The sequence below is a fragment of the Comamonas testosteroni ATCC 11996 genome, assembly GCF_000241525.1.
GTDB classification, from domain to species: domain Bacteria; phylum Pseudomonadota; class Gammaproteobacteria; order Burkholderiales; family Burkholderiaceae_C; genus Comamonas; species Comamonas testosteroni.
The window spans coordinates 19,216-37,443 of sequence record NZ_AHIL01000025.1 but is presented as its reverse complement, the minus strand read 5'-3'; the positions used below and the strand labels follow the sequence as shown (position 1 = coordinate 37,443).

Annotated in this window: 15 protein-coding genes; 13 read left to right on the top strand and 2 right to left on the bottom strand. The window is 64.4% G+C overall.

Annotated elements, in window-relative coordinates; all coding sequences use genetic code 11:
• The first annotated feature begins 342 nt into the window (after positions 1 to 342).
• Entirely contained in the window at positions 343 to 1,512 is a 1,170-nt protein-coding gene (locus CTATCC11996_RS08905; protein WP_003075277.1) for an MFS transporter, read from the top strand.
• A gap of 157 nt (positions 1,513 to 1,669) precedes the next feature.
• Here the strand turns inward: CTATCC11996_RS08905 and CTATCC11996_RS08900 are convergent, their stop codons facing one another.
• The gene (locus CTATCC11996_RS08900) at positions 1,670 to 2,575 is read right to left on the bottom strand and encodes a LysR family transcriptional regulator (RefSeq protein ID WP_003075275.1); all 906 of its coding nucleotides are present in this window, start codon (positions 2,573 to 2,575) and stop codon (positions 1,670 to 1,672) included.
• 111 nt (positions 2,576 to 2,686) lie between these two features.
• Here CTATCC11996_RS08900 and mdlC point away from each other — a divergent pair, with 111 nt between their 5' ends.
• The 4 genes from mdlC to CTATCC11996_RS08880 all read left to right on the top strand — a co-directional run bounded on the left by mdlC (position 2,687) and on the right by CTATCC11996_RS08880 (position 7,395).
• Entirely contained in the window at positions 2,687 to 4,303 is a 1,617-nt protein-coding gene (gene mdlC, locus CTATCC11996_RS08895) for a benzoylformate decarboxylase (protein ID WP_003075272.1), read from the top strand.
• A 28-nt stretch (positions 4,304 to 4,331) separates the two neighbouring features.
• Positions 4,332 to 5,273: a ketopantoate reductase family protein gene (locus tag CTATCC11996_RS08890; protein WP_003075270.1), complete on the top strand. Its 942-nt coding sequence runs from the start codon at positions 4,332 to 4,334 to the stop codon at positions 5,271 to 5,273.
• Positions 5,274 to 5,376: 103 nt separating this feature from the next.
• Positions 5,377 to 6,348: a Bug family tripartite tricarboxylate transporter substrate binding protein gene (locus tag CTATCC11996_RS08885; RefSeq protein ID WP_003075269.1), complete on the top strand. Its 972-nt coding sequence runs from the start codon at positions 5,377 to 5,379 to the stop codon at positions 6,346 to 6,348.
• Between the two features lie 30 nt (positions 6,349 to 6,378).
• Positions 6,379 to 7,395 (top strand): Bug family tripartite tricarboxylate transporter substrate binding protein, encoded by a 1,017-nt coding sequence (locus CTATCC11996_RS08880; protein ID WP_003075267.1) that lies wholly within the window; start codon positions 6,379 to 6,381, stop codon positions 7,393 to 7,395.
• 164 nt (positions 7,396 to 7,559) lie between these two features.
• Here CTATCC11996_RS08880 and CTATCC11996_RS08875 read toward each other — a convergent pair whose 3' ends face one another.
• Positions 7,560 to 8,432 (bottom strand): molybdenum-dependent transcriptional regulator, encoded by an 873-nt coding sequence (locus CTATCC11996_RS08875; protein WP_172590563.1) that lies wholly within the window; start codon positions 8,430 to 8,432, stop codon positions 7,560 to 7,562.
• A gap of 97 nt (positions 8,433 to 8,529) precedes the next feature.
• On the opposite strand from CTATCC11996_RS08875, the gene modA reads away from it, so the two are divergent.
• From modA to fdhD, 8 genes are all read left to right on the top strand, one after another.
• Positions 8,530 to 9,324, top strand: a complete 795-nt coding sequence (gene modA / locus CTATCC11996_RS08870; RefSeq protein ID WP_003075262.1) for a molybdate ABC transporter substrate-binding protein — start codon at positions 8,530 to 8,532, stop codon at positions 9,322 to 9,324.
• Between the two features lie 182 nt (positions 9,325 to 9,506).
• Entirely contained in the window at positions 9,507 to 10,187 is a 681-nt protein-coding gene (gene modB / locus CTATCC11996_RS08865) for a molybdate ABC transporter permease subunit (protein WP_003075261.1), read from the top strand.
• Positions 10,184 to 11,269, top strand: a complete 1,086-nt coding sequence (gene modC, locus CTATCC11996_RS08860) for a molybdenum ABC transporter ATP-binding protein (RefSeq protein ID WP_003075259.1) — start codon at positions 10,184 to 10,186, stop codon at positions 11,267 to 11,269. Before modB ends, modC begins: the two co-directional genes overlap by 4 nt.
• Positions 11,270 to 11,649: 380 nt before the next feature.
• Positions 11,650 to 14,703: a formate dehydrogenase-N subunit alpha gene (gene fdnG, locus CTATCC11996_RS08855; RefSeq protein ID WP_201409233.1), complete on the top strand. Its 3,054-nt coding sequence runs from the start codon at positions 11,650 to 11,652 to the stop codon at positions 14,701 to 14,703.
• Between the two features lie 11 nt (positions 14,704 to 14,714).
• A complete protein-coding gene (fdxH, locus tag CTATCC11996_RS08850; RefSeq protein ID WP_003075256.1) occupies positions 14,715 to 15,620 on the top strand; it encodes a formate dehydrogenase subunit beta in 906 nt (301 codons plus the stop codon).
• Positions 15,617 to 16,279 carry a formate dehydrogenase subunit gamma gene (locus CTATCC11996_RS08845; RefSeq protein WP_003075254.1) on the top strand — a complete coding sequence of 221 codons (663 nt, stop codon included), beginning with the start codon at positions 15,617 to 15,619 and terminating at the stop codon, positions 16,277 to 16,279. The genes fdxH and CTATCC11996_RS08845 overlap by 4 nt, the downstream gene beginning before the upstream one ends.
• The gene (fdhE, locus tag CTATCC11996_RS08840; protein ID WP_003075251.1) at positions 16,276 to 17,226 is read left to right on the top strand and encodes a formate dehydrogenase accessory protein FdhE; all 951 of its coding nucleotides are present in this window, start codon (positions 16,276 to 16,278) and stop codon (positions 17,224 to 17,226) included. The genes CTATCC11996_RS08845 and fdhE overlap by 4 nt, the downstream gene beginning before the upstream one ends.
• Positions 17,227 to 17,303: 77 nt before the next feature.
• The gene (gene fdhD / locus CTATCC11996_RS08835; protein WP_003075249.1) at positions 17,304 to 18,167 is read left to right on the top strand and encodes a formate dehydrogenase accessory sulfurtransferase FdhD; all 864 of its coding nucleotides are present in this window, start codon (positions 17,304 to 17,306) and stop codon (positions 18,165 to 18,167) included.
• The last annotated feature ends 61 nt before the right edge of the window (positions 18,168 to 18,228 follow it).

The following is an 18,228-nucleotide window of genomic DNA, read 5'->3' as shown; positions in this document are numbered from 1 at the left end:
CTTTTCGCTTTTTACAGAGGCGACATTGCGCCGCACTGCCCTTTCTGCCCCGCAGAAATCAACGCAGTCCGCGCCGCCATGCTCCTGCCGCTCAAACCTCCCCTTCAAGGACTTTTTCGTGCCCGTTGCACCTCAAGGATGCTGCACGCACGCTGCGTGCCCGCGCGCTGGTCTTGCGCCCAGCGAGGGCCTGCTTTTTTCTGCAAAAGCAGGCTCACAGGCCCGAAAAGTCCGTCTTCGCTCAAGGACTCTCCCGTGACCACACAAACCACAGGCGCCGTGGCAGGCATAGCCGCGCCCGCCGCTCCAACAGAAGTCAACGGATACAGCTGGAAAGCACTCATGGGTTCGGCCGTCGGCTACGCCATGGACGGCTTTGACCTGCTGATTCTTGGCTTCATGCTCTCTGCCATCTCCAAGGACCTGAACCTCACGCCCGGCCAGGCCGGCTCTCTCGTGACCTGGACCTTGATCGGCGCCGTCTTCGGCGGCATCGTCTTCGGCATGCTCAGCGACAGATATGGCCGCATCCGCGTGCTGACCTGGACGATCGTGCTGTTTGCCGTCTTTACCGGCCTGTGTGCTTTTGCACAAGGCTACTGGGACTTGCTGATCTACCGCACCATTGCCGGCATCGGCCTGGGGGGAGAGTTCGGCATCGGCATGGCACTGGCCGCCGAGGCCTGGCCCGCACGCCATCGCGCACGCGTCTCGTCCTATGTGGCCCTGGGCTGGCAGCTGGGCGTGCTGGGCGCAGCCATGCTGACCCCGCTGCTGCTGCCCTCGATAGGCTGGCGCGGCATGTTTCTGGTCGGCGTGATTCCCGCTGTCGTGGCCTGGGTCATCCGCAACAAGCTGCATGAGCCCGAAGTGTTCGTGAACCGTAGCAAGAAGGAACAGCCATCGGCCATGCAATGCCTGAAGCTGCTGATGAAGGACAAGGCCACGCGCAAGATCAGCCTGGGCGTGATCGTGCTGACCTCGGTGCAGAACTTCGGCTACTACGGCATCATGATCTGGATGCCCAGCTTTCTGTCCAAGCAGATGGGCTTCAGCCTGACCAAGTCGTCGGTGTGGACGGCCGTCACCATCGTCGGCATGTCGCTGGGTATCTGGGTCTTCGGCCAGCTGGCCGACCGCATCGGCCGCAAGCCCACTTTCCTGATCTTCCAGGTCGGCTCCGTGATCTCGGTGCTGGCCTATTCCCAGCTCACCGATGCCACGGCCATGCTGTGGGTGGGAGCCATCATGGGTCTGTGTGTCAACGGCATGATGGGCGGCTATGGCGCCGTCATCAGCGAAGCCTACCCCACCGAAGCCCGCGCCACGGCTCAGAACGTGCTGTTCAACATCGGCCGCGCCGTCGGCGGCCTGGGCCCGGTCGTCATCGGTGCGCTGGCCATGGCCTACTCCTTCCAGGTGGCCATTGCACTGCTGGCCGCCATCTATGTGCTGGACATGCTGGCCACGATCTTCCTGATTCCCGAACTCAAGGGCAAGGAACTTCATTAAAGATAGCTGCCACTGCAGACCCATCAAGCGCCAGAGCCTGAAAGCCTGGCGCTTTTTTATTGCTGCGGTGCCATCACAGGGCAACAAGCCCCCACGCGGGCGCCCGGCGCGGAGGGCAGCCGCCACACGAGGCGGGCATGTGTGGAGGCTGAACACCTTATCTGCGCTGCCCGAACACTTCTCTGACCAATTCCCGTAGCCACCGATTCGCAGGCTCCTGCGCAAAGCGCCAGCTCCAGTGCAAAGAGACATCGAATGCACTCTCTGGCAGATCGGCCTGCAGCACCGCATATCCGCCCTGTGCTTCAAAGGTCTGGGCAATCTCGGCCGGCATGATGACGGCCAGATCCGTCTGATGCACGATGGAAGGCACGGCCATGAAGTGGGCCGCCGACAGCCTCACCTGATCCTGCAACTCGAGCTTGCGCAGAATGCGCAGCGTCTCGGAATGCGAGCGCACGGCCACATAGTCCAGCCCGCGCAAATGTTCAGCGCTCAGCCTCTCGGTCTTCAAACCCTTGAGCACCGGATGCCCCTGACGCAGCAACAGGGCGTAGTGGTCGGACAGCAGCACCTTCTGCTGCGTGCCCGTCACACCAGGCAGGAAGCCGATGGCGATATCCAGCGAGCCGCGATCCAGGGCATCGGCAATCTCGCCCATGGGCATGGGCAGGGTTTCCAGCTGCACATGGGGCGCCCGGCCTCTCAAGGCCTGCATCAGGGGTGGCAAGAAGCGCGCTTCGCCGATGTCGCTGAGGTGAATGCGAAAGCACTGATTCGCCTGCAAGGGATCAAAACTGTGCGCCTCTGCCAAGGCCACCTCCAGCGTTGCCAGTGCAGTTCTTACCGCCTGAGCCAGCCGCTCGGCACGCGGCGTGGGGCGCACGCCCCCATGCATGCGTTCGAACAGCGGATCGCCCAGCAAATGGCGCAGCCGCGTCACCGCCTGACTGGCTGCGGGCTGGGAAAGACCCAGCTCCTGCGAAGCGCGGCTGACGCTGCCGTGGCGGAACACCGCATCGAAAACACGCAACAGATTGAGATCCAGACCTGATATATCCATTAAACGAATATCTCTTAGATGATTTATTCAATTGCTGGAAATTATCTCCAAAGGCAGGATTGATGCCAACAGTGCCAAGGCCCAGTGCCAGCCCGATCCAAGGAGAATTTTTTGCCTGCCAACACCGCCCCCAATGCCCAGGCCGCCGAGGTCTTCACCGTACGCCACGCCGTCATCAACATGCTGCGCGAGCTGGGCATGACGCGCATCTTCGGCAACCCGGGCTCCACCGAGCTGCCCCTGTTTCGCGACTATCCCGAGGACTTCTCGTACATCCTCGGCCTGCAGGAGACCGTGGTCGTGGGCATGGCTGACGGCTATGCCCAGGCCACGCGCAATGCCAGCTTCGTGAACCTGCACTCGGCCGCCGGCGTGGGCCACGCCATGGCCAATATCTTCACGGCCTTCAAGAACCGCACGCCCATGGTCATCACGGCCGGCCAGCAGACCCGCTCGCTGCTGCAGTTCGACCCCTTCCTGCACTCCAACCAGGCCGCCGAGCTGCCCAAGCCCTATGTGAAGTGGAGCTGCGAGCCCGCACGCGCCGAGGACGTGCCCCAGGCCCTGGCGCGCGCCTACTACATCGCCATGCAGGAGCCGCGCGGCCCGGTCTTCGTCTCCATTCCCGCCGATGACTGGGATGTGCCCTGCGAGCCCATCACGCTGCGCAAAGTCGGCTTCGAAACCCGACCCGACCCACGCCTGCTGGACAGCATAGGCCAGGCGCTGGAGGGCGCGCGCGCACCGGCCTTCGTGGTCGGAGCGGCCGTGGACCGCAGCCAGGCCTTCGAGGCCGTCCAGGCCCTGGCCGAACGCCACCAGGCGCGCGTCTATGTAGCCCCCATGAGCGGGCGCTGCGGCTTCCCCGAGGACCATGCGCTGTTCGGCGGCTTCCTGCCGGCCATGCGCGAGCGCATCGTGGACAGGCTCTCGGGCCATGACGTGGTCTTCGTCATCGGCGCACCAGCCTTCACCTACCACGTCGAAGGCCACGGCCCCTTCATCGCCGAAGGCACGCAGCTTTTCCAGCTCATCGAGGACCCCGCCATCGCCGCCTGGGCACCCGTGGGCGACGCAGCCGTGGGCAATATCCGCATGGGCGTGCAGGAGTTGCTGGCCCGCCCCCTGACACATCCACGCCCTGCGCTCCAGCCCCGGCCCGCCATACCGGCGCCGGCGGCACCCGAGCCGGGCCGGCTGATGACCGATGCCTTCCTCATGCACACACTGGCCCAGGTGCGATCGCGCGACAGCATCATCGTCGAGGAGGCGCCTGGCTCGCGCTCCATCATCCAGGCCCATCTGCCCATCTACGCTGCCGAGACCTTCTTCACCATGTGCAGCGGCGGGCTGGGTCACAGCCTGCCTGCTTCCGTAGGCATCGCGCTGGCCAGGCCCGACAAGAAGGTCATAGGCGTCATCGGCGACGGCTCGGCCATGTACGCCATCCAGGCACTGTGGAGTGCAGCCCATCTGAAGCTGCCGGTCACCTACATCATTGTCAAGAACCGCCGCTATGCCGCCCTGCAGGATTTCTCCAGGGTGTTCGGCTACCGTGAGGGCGAGAAGGTCGAAGGAACGGACCTGCCCGACATCGACTTCGTGGCCCTGGCCAAGGGCCAGGGCTGCGACGGCGTACGCGTCACCGACGCCGCCCAGCTGTCCCAGGTTCTGCGGGACGCCCTGCGCAGCCCGCGCGCCACGCTGGTCGAGGTCGAGGTCGCCTGACCCGGCCCCGTGCCCTCGGAGACAAGACATGCACAACACACAAGAGCCGCAAGCGGCCACCGTCGGCATCCTGGGAGCGGGGGCCATGGGCACCCTGTTCGGTACCCGGCTGGCCCGGGCCGGCATCCCCGTCACGCTGGTGGACGTCAACGCGCAGCTGCTCCAGACCATACGCGAGCACGGCGTGCACTGCGAGACCGACCAGGGTCCGCTGCACGCCAGCGTTCAGGCCCTGCAGGCCCATGAGCTGACGCTGCCGCCCGCGCGCTGGCTGATCTTCACAAAGGCCGCCCACACCCAGGCCGCACTGCAAAGCATTGCCCACCTGATAGGGCCCGGGACCCGGCTGCTCAGCCTGCAAAACGGTATAGGACATATCGAGACCCTGCACGAATTTGCCGATGCCCGGCAGATCGCCGTGGGTGTGACGACATGGCCGGCCCGGTTGCTGGCCCCCGGAAAAGTGAGTTCGCTGGGCAGCGGCAAGATCCGCTTCATGCCGCGCACTGGACAGGTGGATGCCGGCTTCCAGGACTTCTGCGACGACCTCAACCGCGCCGGACTGCATAGCGAGATCGATCCCGAGGTCGAGACCGCCATCTGGGAAAAGCTGGCCTTCAATGCTGCCTTCAACGGTCTGTGCGGCATCACGCGCCAGACCGTGGACGCACTGGCCAGCCCCCTGGGCCGCAGCCTGATCCGCGAAGTCCTGGACGAGGTCGTTACCGTGGCTGCGGCCAACGGCATCGCTGTGGACGCCCTCCGCATCCAGGCCACGGTGGAGGATGCCCTGAATCACCATGTGGGACACCAGCCATCGCTGCTGCAGGACCTGCTGGCGAGGCGCCCCACCGAGACCGATTCCATCCACGGTGCGGTGGTGCGCGCTGGCGAGCGGCATGGCATCGACACGCCCATGACACGTACCCTGCACCGGCTCATCAGCATGACGCAGCAGCGCACGCCCTAGGACCAGGACTCGGCAAAGACGCATCGAAGGCTCGGGAAAGACTGCAAAACAAAGAGAAAGACAGCAGGGACCGGGCCCGCGGATTCAACAACAAGGAGACAACATGCGCAGAACCTTTCTCAAAGCCGGCGCTGCTTGCGGTGTACAGCTCATGCTGGGTACGGCCCACGCCCAGCAGACGTCCGGCAGGCCAATGGAATGGGTGGTCGGCTTTGCCGCAGGCGGCGGCTCGGATGCTGTGGCCCGGGGCGTAGCCGAAGCCTGGGCCAAGCCCATCCATCGCAACATCGTGGTGCTCAACAAGCCGGGCGCCGGCACCAACATCGCCGCAGAATATGCGGCGCGCTCGCGCGACTATGGCAACCTGGTCTTCACCGCTGACTTCGCCACCCTGGCCGCCAACCCGCATCTGTTCCCCAAGCTGGCCTACAACGCCGAACAGGACTTCGTCCCCATCAGCCTGCTGGCGCGCTTTCCGCTGCTGCTGGTCGTCAACAACGAATTGCCGGTGCGCAGCTTCCAGGAATTTGCGGCCTGGGCCAAGGCCAACCCCGGCAAGCTCAGCTATGGATCTCCCGGGCTGGGCACTCCGCACCACCTGGCCACCGAACTGCTGGCCCAGAAGATGGGCGTGAAGATGACCCACGCCCCCTATCGCGGCGCCGGCCCGGCCATGCTGGATGTGATCGGAGGCCAGATTCCCTTCATGCTGGTGGACAGCGCCGCAGGCCTGCCCCACATCAACGCCGGCAAGGTCCGCGCCATCGGCGTGGCCAGCGCGCAGCGGCTCAAGAGCCTGCCCCAGACGCCCACGCTCATCGAGCAGGGCGTGGCCGGCTTCGAGGCATTCGCCTGGCAGGGCCTGGTCGCCCCCAGGGGCACGGATGACGCCACCATACAGATGTGGTCCAGGACGCTGCAGGAAACCCTGAAGACGCCGGCCGTGCAGGCCCGCTTCGAGGCCCTGGCCCTGGAACCCCTGCCCAGCACCCCAGAGCAGATGCGCGAGTTCTGGCTCTCCGAGAAGAAGCGCTGGGGAGAGGTCATCAAGACCGCAGGCATCAAGCTGGACTGATCGATATCAATGACAAGCAGGAAAACACATATGGAGACTCCCATCACTCAACGCCCCTCTTCGCACAGGCCGCTGCGCGCCCTGATCGCCAAAGGCTGGGCCAGCCTGGGCATGGCGCTTTGCCTGGTGCCGGCCGCCCAGGCGCAGACATGGCCGGATCGCCCCATCCGCCTGATCGTGAACTTCGCCCCTGGCGGCGCCGCCGATGTGATGGGGCGCGCGATCTCGCCCTCCATGAGCCAGGTGCTGGGCCAGTCCGTGGTGGTGGACAACAAGCCCGGAGCCAACGGCAATATCGGTATCAGCGAAACCGTGCGCTCTGCCAAGGACGGCTATACGCTGCTGCTGAGCAGCGGCGGCGGCATCAGCATCAATCCGCTGATCTACAGCAAGCTGCCGTTCAACCCTGAAAAGGACTTGATCCCCGTGGCGGCCGTGGCACGCGTGCATGTGTTTCTGGAAACCAACCCCAGCCTTCCCGTGAGCAATGTGCAGGACTTCATCAAGCACCTGCAGGCCAATCCCGGCAAGCTGTCCTACGGCTCTCCAGGCCCGGGCAGCTCGCCTCATCTGGCCGGTGAAATGTTCAAGCGCGCGGCCAAGGTCGATGCCAGCCATATTCCCTACAAGGGTGCCGGTCCGGCCCTGACCGATGTGCTCAGCGGTCAGTTGCAATACTGGTTCGATCCGGGCCCGGGACTCAAGCAGGTCGAGGCCGGCAAGCTCAAGCTGCTGGCCATAGGCAGCCCGCACCGCTCGCCCCTGTACCCCAAGGTGCCCACGCTGGCTGAAAGCGGCCTGCCGGGCTTCGATGCCGACACATTGTTCGGCATCTACGCGCCAGCCGGCACACCCGCACCCGTGGTGGATGCCGTGCGCGCCAGCGTGATCAAGGCACTGGAGCAAAAGAGCGTGGTCGATGTGATTCAGGGCCTGGGCGCCACGCCCGAGCCGCGCATGAGCCGCCAGGACTTCGTGGAACACCATGCCAAGGAACGCGCCCGCTTTGCACCGCTGATCAAGGAAATCGGCTTGAAAGTGGACTAAGAAATTTCAGTTCAACGTGGGAGTCCGGTTGCCCGAAAACTCCCTTTTGACCGCCCATCTGAAAGGATCGGCGGTCTTTTTTTTGGCTTGCGCCAACAAGAATGTCCAGCAGGCATGCCTACCGACAAAACACCAAGTCAGATCCGAGTTTGCGCAGGTCGTGCTCAGTGGGACGCCACCGCCACCACTACCGCAGACTCGGCCACCTCCAGCCAGACATTGTCATTGGCCAACAGAGCGCTCATGGCCGGCGCAAAGCCCACGATCTGCGCACCCCAGCTCAAACGGCAGATGGCTTCGTCGCAAGCCAGACTCTCCTCCGTCACCGTGGCTGCGCCGTAGGTCGCGCGCTGCACCACGGCCGGCCAGATATTGATGGGCTGTGTGGACCCCGCAGGCCGCTCCTGTCCTAGCCAGACCTTGACGGCCGTGGCCTTGCACAACGCCAGCACCTGCACACCGGGTGCCAGACCCAGCAGCTCATAGCTTTCGGGCGTGATGCGCGCAGCAATCGTCCAGTCCGAGCCTGCATCGCTTGCGGCACGCAGCCAGACCCGAATCTGCCCGCCTATGGACTCGACCTTGAGCACGCTGCAAGGCCACTGATTGCGCATGCTGGTCATCAGGCCCAGATTGGGCTGACCGCCGCCTGGCGTGCCGGCCTGCATGCGCTGCAGCAACTCGGTACGCAAGCGCATCATGGCCTCGGCCGCGTGCAGCAACTCCTCGCCCGCCGGCGTGATCTGTGCACCGCCGCCCCCGGTGCCGCCCACGCTGCGCTCGACCAGCGGCACGCCAGCCAGATTGGTCAGGGTATCGATGGCCTGCCAGGCCGCCTTGTAGCTCACGCCCACGTCACGTGCGGCCTGAGAGATGGAGCCGCTTTGCGCAATCCCGCGCAGGATGGCAATGCGACGGTCGGCCATGTCATAGCCCAGCGCCTGGGAGACCGAATCGGACGATAGTGCGCCACCCGACACAGCCTCGTCGCCGGCCATATCCAATTGTTCTTGTTCGAAATTTTCTGTGTCTGACATAGACCGCCATCATGCCCTGACAGCCAATTTCCTCGCTCGACCTCAGTTGTTCATTCACGTTACACTCGCTATTCCATTAATGAATAGCGAAATTTCAATGACTCAGATCACTGCCCGCTCCACCGGTTTTTCCTTTCAACTGGCTCGCTCTGCAGCCGTGATCGGCACAGTCGTGCTGGGCCTGTGGTCTGCGCAGGCGCAGGCCGCTGAAGTGGCGGTCGCCGTGGCAGCCAACTTCACCGCTCCCATGAAGAAGATTGCGGCCGAGTTCGAGAAGGATACAGGCCACAAGGCCGAGCTGTCGTTTGGCGCCACCGGCAAGTTCTACGCCCAGATCAACAATGGCGCGCCCTTCGGCATTCTGCTGGCCGCCGATGACACCACGCCCGAAAAACTGGCCAAGGAAGGCAAGGGCGTGACCGATTCGCGCTTTACCTACGCCATCGGCACGCTGGTGCTGTGGAGCCCCAAGGCCGGCTATGTGGACGACAAGGGCGATGTGCTCAAGAGCGGCGACTACAAACATATCGCGATCGCCAACCCCAAGCTGGCCCCTTACGGAACAGCGGCCATGGAAGTGCTGAACAAGCTGGGCCTGAGCGCACAGGTGCAGCCCAAGGTGGTGATGGGCGAGAACATCGCCCAGACCTACCAGTTCGCTGCCACCGGCAATGCGCAGCTGGGTTTTGTGGCGCTGTCCCAGGTCATGGAGAACGGCAAGATCCGCGAGGGTTCGGCCTGGCAGGTGCCCGGCAATATGCATGAACCCATCCGCCAGGATGCCATTGTGCTCAATAGCGCCAAGGACAACGAAGCCGCCGCGGCTTTGATGAAGTACCTGCGCAGCCCCAAGGCGCACGACATCATCCGCTCCTACGGCTATAGCTTCTGACGCCTGGCCGGCAAGTCCCAGAGCTCAAACCAATCCGCTCTACCCTTGGCGCTGCTCGGCTAAGCTGGGCGCTCCAAGGGTCTTTTTTTTACGACTTGCGCAAATTCGGATCGGACATGGTGCTTTGCCGATAGAGATGTCCGTTGTGCATACTTGTTTGCGCAAGTCCTGTTTTTGATTCCATGCAACTGAATGCCGAAGACTACGCAGCCATCTGGCTCACGCTCAAGCTCGCGGGCGTGACCACCGTGCTGCTCATGCTGTTGTGCACACCGCTGGCCTGGTGGCTGGCCCATACCCGTTCGCGCTGGCGTGGCCCGATCGGTGCCGTGGTTGCGCTGCCGCTGGTGCTGCCGCCCACCGTCATCGGCTTTTATCTGCTGGTCACCATGGGCCCCAACGGGCCCATAGGCAAGCTCACGCAGGCCATGGGCCTGGGAAATCTGCCGTTCACCTTTGCCGGTCTGGTGGTGGGCTCGCTGATCTACTCCATGCCATTTACCGTTCAGCCGCTGCAGCGCGCGTTTGAAGCCCTGGGACCGCGCCCCATGGAAGCGGCGGCCAGCCTGGGCGCCAGTCCGCTGGACCGTTTTCTGACCGTTGCACTGCCGCTGGCGCGCCCCGGATTCATCACTGCCGCCGTGCTGACCTTTGCCCACACCGTGGGCGAATTCGGCGTGGTGCTGATGCTGGGCGGCAATATCCCCGGCGTGACACGCGTGGTCTCGGTACAGATTTACGACCATGTGGAAGCCATGGAGTACGGCCACGCCCATATGCTGGCGGCCGGCATGGTGGTGTTCTCCTTCATCGTGCTGCTGGCTTTGAACTGGCTGCAACCCAAAGCGGAGCGCCGCGCATGACAGCCACCAATTTCATCACCGCACAGCTCAGGCTGAGCCGGCCGGACTTTGAACTCGATGTGGATCTGCAGCTTCCCGGCCACGGGGTGACGGCCCTGTTCGGCCCCTCGGGCTGCGGCAAGACCACCTGCCTGCGCAGCCTCGCCGGGCTTGAGCGCGCGCAAGGCCGCGTCACCGTCAACCAGACCGTATGGCAGGACGACGCCAGCCGGCAATGGCTGCCCACGCACCAGCGCGCACTCGGCTATGTGTTCCAGGAGGCCAGCCTGTTTCCTCATCTGTCGGTGCAGCGCAATATCGATTACGGTCTCAAGCGCACGCCGCAGGAACGCCGCAAGGTCTCCAAGGAGCGGGCCGTGGAGCTACTGGGCATCGCCCATCTGATGGATCGCATGCCTGCCACGCTATCGGGCGGCGAACGCCAGCGCGTGGCGATTGCAAGAGCGCTGGCCACCAGTCCCGAAGTACTGCTCATGGACGAGCCTCTGGCAGCGCTCGACGCCCAGCGCAAGGCCGAAGTCCTGCCCTATCTGGAGCAGTTGCAGCGGCGTCTGCGGATTCCAGTGATCTATGTCAGCCACTCCATGGACGAGGTCGCGCGCCTGGCCCAGCACATGGTGTTGCTTGGTGCGGGCAAGGTGCTGGCGCAGGGCTCCGTCACCGAGCTGCTATCCAGCCTCGATCTGCCGCTGGCCCATGGCGACGTGGCCTCCAGCGTGGTCCACGCCGCGGTGCATGACCATGACGCGGCCGACCATCTGAGCACGCTGATCTTTGACGGAGGCAGGCTCCAACTCGTCATGGCCCGTCCGCGCGAATTGGGCAGCCAGGTACCGCTGCGCGTGCAGGCACGCGATGTCAGCCTGAGTCTGCTCAGGCCCGAGGGCAGCAGCATTCTCAACATCCTGCCAGTGCAGGTGCTGGGCCTGCGCGAGGATGGTCCGGGGCAGGTCATGGTTTCGCTGCAGGCGGGCGGCACCCAGCTGCTGGCCAGAATCACCCAGCACTCGGCCAAGGCCTTGCAGTTGCAGGCCGGCATGCCGGTGTATGCACAGATCAAGGGAATGGCGCTGCTGGACTAAATACTTGATGCAAATCAAGAATTTTCCGTTTCATACCCGAGGCCTGCACTAGCCTTTGCTGGACAAACATTCGCTTACTGAATAGATTCGCGATCCTTTGACCTTTATCTAAGAGTCAAACGACAAAAAGCTTGAGGGCTTTTGTCGCGCTTCCTCGCTTTGCGAACCTGGCTGTGCGAGCCGGTTCAATTGCTTGCCATTGGCATCCCTCAACATTCGACGTGGCCCGTGAGGTCCGGCAATGTGTGAGCAATCGTCAAGGTCGAGGCCCCGAGTCCGGGCTGTTCCCCCGGCTCACGGGTGGCTGCATCTGCGCATGCAGCCACCTGCAAACCTAACGCCCTCCATGGTCATGGGAGCGCGGTTGAAGAAAACAACACATGATGAATCACGGCAGAAGACGTTTCTTCAAGCTGTGCGGTGCCGGCATCTCCGGCGCCACTGCTGCATCTCTGGGCTTTGCCCCATCGGTGGCCATGGCCACACTGCCCCGCCAGTACAAGCTGCTGCGCGCCAAGGAAACCCGCAACAACTGCACCTACTGCTCGGTGGGCTGCGGCATGCTGATGTACAGCCTGGGCGACGGCGCCAAGAACGCCAAGTCCAGGATCTTCCACATCGAGGGCGACCCCGACCACCCCGTCAGCCGCGGCTCGCTGTGCCCCAAGGGTGCCGGGGCCCTGGACTACATCCATTCGGACCAGCGCCTGAAATACCCCGAGGTGCGTGAAGCCGGCAGCAACGAGTGGAAGCGCATCAGCTGGGACGAAGCCAACGAACGCATCGCGCGCCTGCTCAAGGACGATCGCGACGCCAACTTCATCGAAAAGAACGACAAGGGCCAGCGCGTCAACCGCTGGCTCAGCACCGGCATGCTGGCCTCGTCGGCCGCCTCCAACGAAACCGGCATCCTGGACTTCCGCTTCGGCCGCGCGCTGGGCATGGTGGGCTTCGACTGCCAGGCCCGCCTGTGCCACGGCCCCACGGTGTCGGCCCTGGCGCCCTCTTTCGGTCGCGGCGCGATGACCAACCACTGGGTGGATATCAAGAACGCCAATGTGATCCTGGTCATGGGCGGCAACCCCGCCGAAGCCCACCCCGTGGGCTTCAAGTGGGCCATCGAAGCCAAGATCCACAACAAGGCTCACCTCATGGTGGTGGACCCGCGCTTCAACCGCACAGCCTCGGTGGCCGACTTCTACGCCCCCATCCGTGCGGGCTCGGACGCCGCCTTTCTCATGGGCGTGGTCAACTACCTGCTGCAGCACGACAAGATCCAGCACGAATACGTCAAGGCCTATACCAATGCCAGCCTGATCGTGCGCGAGGACTATGGCTTTGACGAAGGCCTGTTCAGCGGCTACGACGCCGACAGGAAGGCCTACGACAAATCCAGCTGGACCTACGAGCGCAATGCCGAAGGCCATGCCCTCACCGACGAGAGCCTGCAGCACCCGCGCTGCGTGCTGAACCTGCTGAAAAAGCATGTGGAGCGCTACACGCCCGAGATGGTGCAGACCATCACCGGCACCCAGGTCGCCGACTTCTTGCATGTATGCGAGCAACTGGCCAGCACCTGCGTGCCGGACCGCACGGCCACCTTCCTCTATGCCCTGGGCTGGACCCACCACACGGCCGGCGCACAAATCATCCGCGGCGCAGCCATGATCCAGCTGCTGCTGGGCAATATCGGCATGGCCGGCGGCGGTGTCAACGCGCTGCGCGGTCACTCCAACATCCAGGGCTATACCGACCTGGGCCTGCTCTCTACCCGCCTGCCCGGCTATCTGAACCTGCCCGAGGACAGGCAGCAGACCATAGAGCAGTACCTGGCGGACGCCACGCCCAAGGCCGACCTGCCCGGCCAGGTCAACTACTGGAAGAACACGCCCAAGTTCTTCGTCAGCCTGATGAAGGATCTGTACGGCGAGCACGCCACGCGCGAGAACAGCTGGGGCTACGACTGGCTGCCCAAGTGGGACCGCAGCTACGACATGCTGGCCTACTTCGACCTGATGTATCGCGGCAAGGTCAACGGCTACATCGCCCAGGGCTTCAACCCCGTGGCCGCCATGCCCGACTCGGGCAAGATCCGCGACGCCCTGTCCAAGCTGAAGTTCCTCGTCATCATCGATCCGCTGCAGACCGAGACCTCCACCTTCTGGAAGAACCACGGCGAGTTCAACGACGTGGATCCCGCGAAGATCCAGACCACGGTGTTCCGCCTGCCCTCTTCCTGCTTTGCCGAGGAGAACGGCGCCATCGTCAACTCCGGCCGCTGGCTGCAATGGCACTGGGCCGCGCAGGAGCCGCCGTTCGAGGCACGCCACGACGGCCGCATCCTGGGCGGCATCTTCATGAAGCTGCGCGAGCTGTACGCCAAGGAAGGCGGAACCTGCCCCGAGCCCTTGATGAATATGCGCTGGGACTACCATGACCCCCACGACCCCCATCCCGAGGAAGTGGCCAAGGAAGCCAACGGCTACGCACTGGCCGATCTGTTCGACGACAACGGCAAGCTGATTGCCAAAAAGGGCGAGCTGCTGTCCGACTTCGGCATGCTGCGCGACGACGGCACGACCTCCAGCTACTGCTGGATCTTTGCCGGCTCGTGGACCGAGGCTGGCAACCAGATGGCCCGCCGCGACAACACCGACACCGGCCTGGGCAACACGCCAGGCTGGGCCTGGGCCTGGCCGGCCAATCGCCGTCTGCTGTACAACCGCGCCTCGGCCGACCCGGCCGGCAGGCCCTGGGACCCCAAGCGCCAGATCCTGCATTGGGATGGCAGGAAATGGGGCGGCTCCGACGTTCCCGACTATCCCCTGACCGCTGCACCCAACAGCGGCGTGAGCCCCTTCATCATGCAGCCCGAAGGCCTGGGACGCCTGTTCTCGGCCAAGGGCATGAACGATGGTCCCTTCCCCGAGCACTACGAGCCCACCGAAAGCCCGATTGCAGCCAATCCGCTGCATCCCAAGGTCAGCAAGAGCCCCGTGGCGCGCGTGTTCGCCGACGACGCGGCCCGCATGGGCTCACGCGAGCAGTTCCCCTATGTGGCCACGACCTACTCCATCACCGAGATGTTCCGCCACTGGACCAAGCACTCGCGCCTGAACGCCATCGTGCAGCCCGAGCAGTTCATCGAGCTGTCGGAAAAGCTGGCCGACAGGAAAGGCATCAAGGCCGGCGACATGATCCGGGTCTCCAGCAAGCGCGGTCACATCAAGGGCAAGGCCGTGGTGACCAAGCGCGTGATGACGCTGCAGGTCGATGGCCAGGAGATCGAGCAGATCGGCATCCCCTGCCACTGGGGCTATGAAGGCACGACGCGCAAGGGCTATCTGGCCAATACGCTGAGCCCCGGCATCGGCGATGCCAATGCCCAGACCCCCGAGTTCAAGGCCTTTCTGGTCAACATCGAAAAGGCATAAGGCGAGCACCCATGACCATGCAATCCCAAGATATCGTGCGGCGCTCGGCCACCAACGGGCTCACGCCCGCCGCGCGCGCCCGTGACCACAAGGCAGAGGTCGCCAAACTCATCGACGTCAGCATCTGCATTGGCTGCAAGGCCTGCCAGGTGGCCTGCAGCGAATGGAACGATCTGCGCGACGATGTGGGCGAGAACTTCGGCGTCTACGACAACCCACGCGATCTCTCGCCCGAGAGCTGGACGCTGATGCGCTTTGACGAGTATGTCAACGAGCAGGGCAAGCTGGAGTGGCTGATCCGCAAGGACGGCTGCATGCACTGCGAAGACCCGGGCTGTCTGAAGGCCTGCCCCCAGCCCGGTGCCATCGTGCAGTACGCCAACGGCATTGTTGACTTCCAGTCCGAGCAATGCATTGGCTGCGGCTACTGCGTGGCCGGCTGCCCTTTCAACATCCCGCGCATCAGCAAGAAGGACAACAAGGCCTACAAGTGCACGCTGTGCTCGGACCGCGTGGCTGTGGGCCAGGAGCCGGCCTGCGTCAAGACCTGCCCCACGGGCGCCATCGCGTTCGGCAGCAAGGACGACATGCTGGTCAAGGCCGAAGGCCGCGTGCAGGAGATGAAGACCCGCGGCTTTGACCAGGCCGGCATCTACGACCCGCAAGGCGTGGGCGGCACCCATGTGATGTATGTGCTGCACCATGCCGACCAGCCCGAGCTCTATCACAAGCTGCCCAAGGACCCCAAGATCAGCGCCGTGGTCGAGGGCTGGAAGGGCTGGTTCAAGCCGCTGGCCGCCCTGGGCTTCGTGGCCACGCTGGCCGGTGCTGCGGCCCACTACATGGCCACCGGCCCCAACGAGATCGACGAAGACGATGCGGGCGATGACCGCGCCAAGAAAGGAGAAACGGCATGAACAAAGACCGCATGATCTTGCGCACCCCGCTGCCCGATCGCCTCTGCCACTGGGCCATGGTGGTGTGTTTCTTTCTGGTCGCCATGTCGGGCCTGTCCTGGGTGTTTCCCAGCCTGAACTGGCTCAACAGCGTCTTCGGCACGCCGCAGCTGGCGCGGCTGCTGCACCCCTTCTTCGGCATCGTGGTGTTCGTGGCCCTGGTCTATCTGTTCGTGCGCTTTGTGAAATACAACCTGTTCGTCAGGGAAGACCGCATCTGGGTGGAGAACGTGAAAACGGTGGTGGCAGGAGACCACAGCCAGCGGCTGCGCATCGGCAAGTACAACGCAGGCCAGAAGCTGCTGTTCTGGGGCATCATGAGCCTGATCTGCGTGCTGCTGCTCACCGGCCTGGTGATCTGGCGCGCCTACTTCGCCCATCTGTTCCCGATTCCCGTGCTGCGTGTCGCGCTGGCGCTGCACGCTCTGGCGGGCGTGGGCCTGATCCTGCTGATCCTTGGCCATATCTATCTGGCCTTCTGGGTCAAGGGTTCGATCCGCGGCATGGTCACCGGCTATGTCAGCCATGCCTGGGCCCGCGCCCATCACGACCGCTGGCATGAGGAGATCAGCGCCAAACCTGCGGCAGCAGGCAAAGCCAAGACAGGGAGCACACGATGAGCATCCATCTGGTTCCCGAGTCCGAACGCTCGCCGGGTGTGGGCCATATCGCTCCCGTTCAACTGCCCGCCGCCAGACTGCCCTATGCGGCTCGCGCCAGCCGCCTGCAGCATCTGGCCCAGGGCCATGCCATGGCCGAGTATCTGCTGTGGGCCGCCGAGCTGGCCGGTGCCCAGCAGGCCACGGCCGAGGCCCTGCCCCTGCCCGAGCAGGAAGCAGCCGGCCTGGGTGCGGCCCTGCAACAGCACACGCAAACGCCTTTGCATTCGGCCCAATGGCCTCGCTCGGCCCACTGGCTGGCCCTGCTCGACGAGCTGCTGAACCGCATGACACAGCAGCCTGGCATGCAGACTGCCGCCATCCGCCAGGCATTGGCGCGCTTGCAGCAGGCCGATGCCACGCAGCGCCAGGCCTGGGCCGACGCCCTGCTGACGGCCCTGCGCAGCGAAGCACTGCCCGACGACGCGGTCCTGCCCGAAGCGGGCGTGGCCCAGCTGCTGTGGAGCGCGCTGTCGCTGTACTGGCGCCAGCTGGCCAGCCAGTTGCCCGCCGCCGGCCGGGCCGAGCCAGGCGAGCAGCGCCATCTTTGCCCCGTCTGCGGCCATGTACCCACCGGCAGTCTGGTGCTCGGTGGCGCCCAGGCCGGTGTGCGCTATCTGCAATGCAGCCTGTGCGAATGCCAGTGGCATGTGGTGCGCAGCAAGTGCAGCAACTGCGACAGCACGCATGCACTGGACTACTGGTGCCTGGAAGACGAAAAAGCGCCCATCAAGGCCGAGAGCTGCAACGAGTGCAAGACCTACCTCAAGGCCTTCTACCAGCAGGCGGACCACCAGCTGGAACTGGTGGCCGACGACCTGGCCAGTCTGGCCCTGGATGCCGAGATGGAGGAAAAAGAGCTTGCGCGCAGCGGCATCAACCCGCTGATGCTGCCGCTGCTGGCCTAGGCCCGCGCTGCGCAAAGCCCCGAGCCGGAGTCCGCCCCTTGCCGGCAAGGGATGCGCCTGCTGACTATCATCAGCCCATGACCGAGTCCGCCTGCCCCATCCCTGCCCAGCCGATAGCACCGCTGCACATCCATGCCGTGAGCTTTTTCCACGCCGGGCAACAGGAGCGGCAGGAGCGCGTGCTGGCGGCCGAGGTGCCGATCGCGCTGGTCTTCAACGGCATCTCGCATGCGGTGATGATGGGCTCGCCCACCGATGTGGAAGACTTTGCACGGGGCTTTGCGCTGACCGAGGGCATCATCGACAGCGCCGCTGACTGCTACGGCATCGAAGCCCGCCCCGTGTCTGCCGCGGCAGCCGGCCTGCCCGAAGGCATGGACGGCATGGAAGTGCAGCTCGACATCGCCTCGCGCTGCTTTGCCCGGCTCAAGGACAGGCGCCGCAGCATGACCGGCCGCACGGGTTGCGGCGTCTGTGGAGTCGAGAGCTTTGCGGCGCTGGACCTGTCGTTTGACGCCTTACCGCACCAGGACTGGCTGGAGCAGGTCGACGCAGCCACCGTGCTCAAGGCGATTGACGCCCTGCCGCCACACCAGATTCTCAATGCCGAGGCCGGCGCCATCCATGCCGCAGGCTGGGCCACGCTGGCGGGCGACATCACGGATGTGCTCGAAGACGTGGGCCGCCACAATGCGCTGGACAAGCTGGTTGGCCGGCTGGCACGCACGGGCCGCCTCGGCGAGCCCGGCTTTGTAGTGCTGTCCAGCCGCGGCAGCCATGAACTGGTGCGCAAATGCGCCAAGGTCGGCATCGCGGCGCTGGCCACGATTTCCGCGCCCACCTCCATGGGCGTGCGCATGGCTGAACTGACGGGCCTGCGCTTCTGGGGGCTGTGCCGTCCGCCCAAAGCGGTGCTCTATGCCGCGGGCGGCAAAGCCTGAGCAAGCCCTGCTGCCAAGCGCCAGCCTCTAGAATCACGGCATTGCGGCCATGACTAAAGCT

Excerpts from the sequence above, each read along its gene's own strand:
- CTATCC11996_RS08905 (WP_003075277.1), top strand. The coding sequence starts at position 343 with ATGGGTTCGGCCGTCGGCTACGCCATGGACGGCTTTGACCTGCTGATT.
- CTATCC11996_RS08900 (WP_003075275.1), bottom strand. The coding sequence starts at position 2,575 with ATGGATATATCAGGTCTGGATCTCAATCTGTTGCGTGTTTTCGATGCG.
- CTATCC11996_RS08890 (WP_003075270.1), top strand. The coding sequence starts at position 4,332 with ATGCACAACACACAAGAGCCGCAAGCGGCCACCGTCGGCATCCTGGGA.
- CTATCC11996_RS08885 (WP_003075269.1), top strand. The coding sequence starts at position 5,377 with ATGCGCAGAACCTTTCTCAAAGCCGGCGCTGCTTGCGGTGTACAGCTC.
- CTATCC11996_RS08880 (WP_003075267.1), top strand. The coding sequence starts at position 6,379 with ATGGAGACTCCCATCACTCAACGCCCCTCTTCGCACAGGCCGCTGCGC.
- CTATCC11996_RS08875 (WP_172590563.1), bottom strand. The coding sequence starts at position 8,432 with ATGTCAGACACAGAAAATTTCGAACAAGAACAATTGGATATGGCCGGC.
- modA (WP_003075262.1), top strand. The coding sequence starts at position 8,530 with ATGACTCAGATCACTGCCCGCTCCACCGGTTTTTCCTTTCAACTGGCT.
- modB (WP_003075261.1), top strand. The coding sequence starts at position 9,507 with ATGCAACTGAATGCCGAAGACTACGCAGCCATCTGGCTCACGCTCAAG.
- modC (WP_003075259.1), top strand. The coding sequence starts at position 10,184 with ATGACAGCCACCAATTTCATCACCGCACAGCTCAGGCTGAGCCGGCCG.
- fdnG (WP_201409233.1), top strand. The coding sequence starts at position 11,650 with ATGATGAATCACGGCAGAAGACGTTTCTTCAAGCTGTGCGGTGCCGGC.
- fdxH (WP_003075256.1), top strand. The coding sequence starts at position 14,715 with ATGACCATGCAATCCCAAGATATCGTGCGGCGCTCGGCCACCAACGGG.
- CTATCC11996_RS08845 (WP_003075254.1), top strand. The coding sequence starts at position 15,617 with ATGAACAAAGACCGCATGATCTTGCGCACCCCGCTGCCCGATCGCCTC.
- fdhE (WP_003075251.1), top strand. The coding sequence starts at position 16,276 with ATGAGCATCCATCTGGTTCCCGAGTCCGAACGCTCGCCGGGTGTGGGC.
- fdhD (WP_003075249.1), top strand. The coding sequence starts at position 17,304 with ATGACCGAGTCCGCCTGCCCCATCCCTGCCCAGCCGATAGCACCGCTG.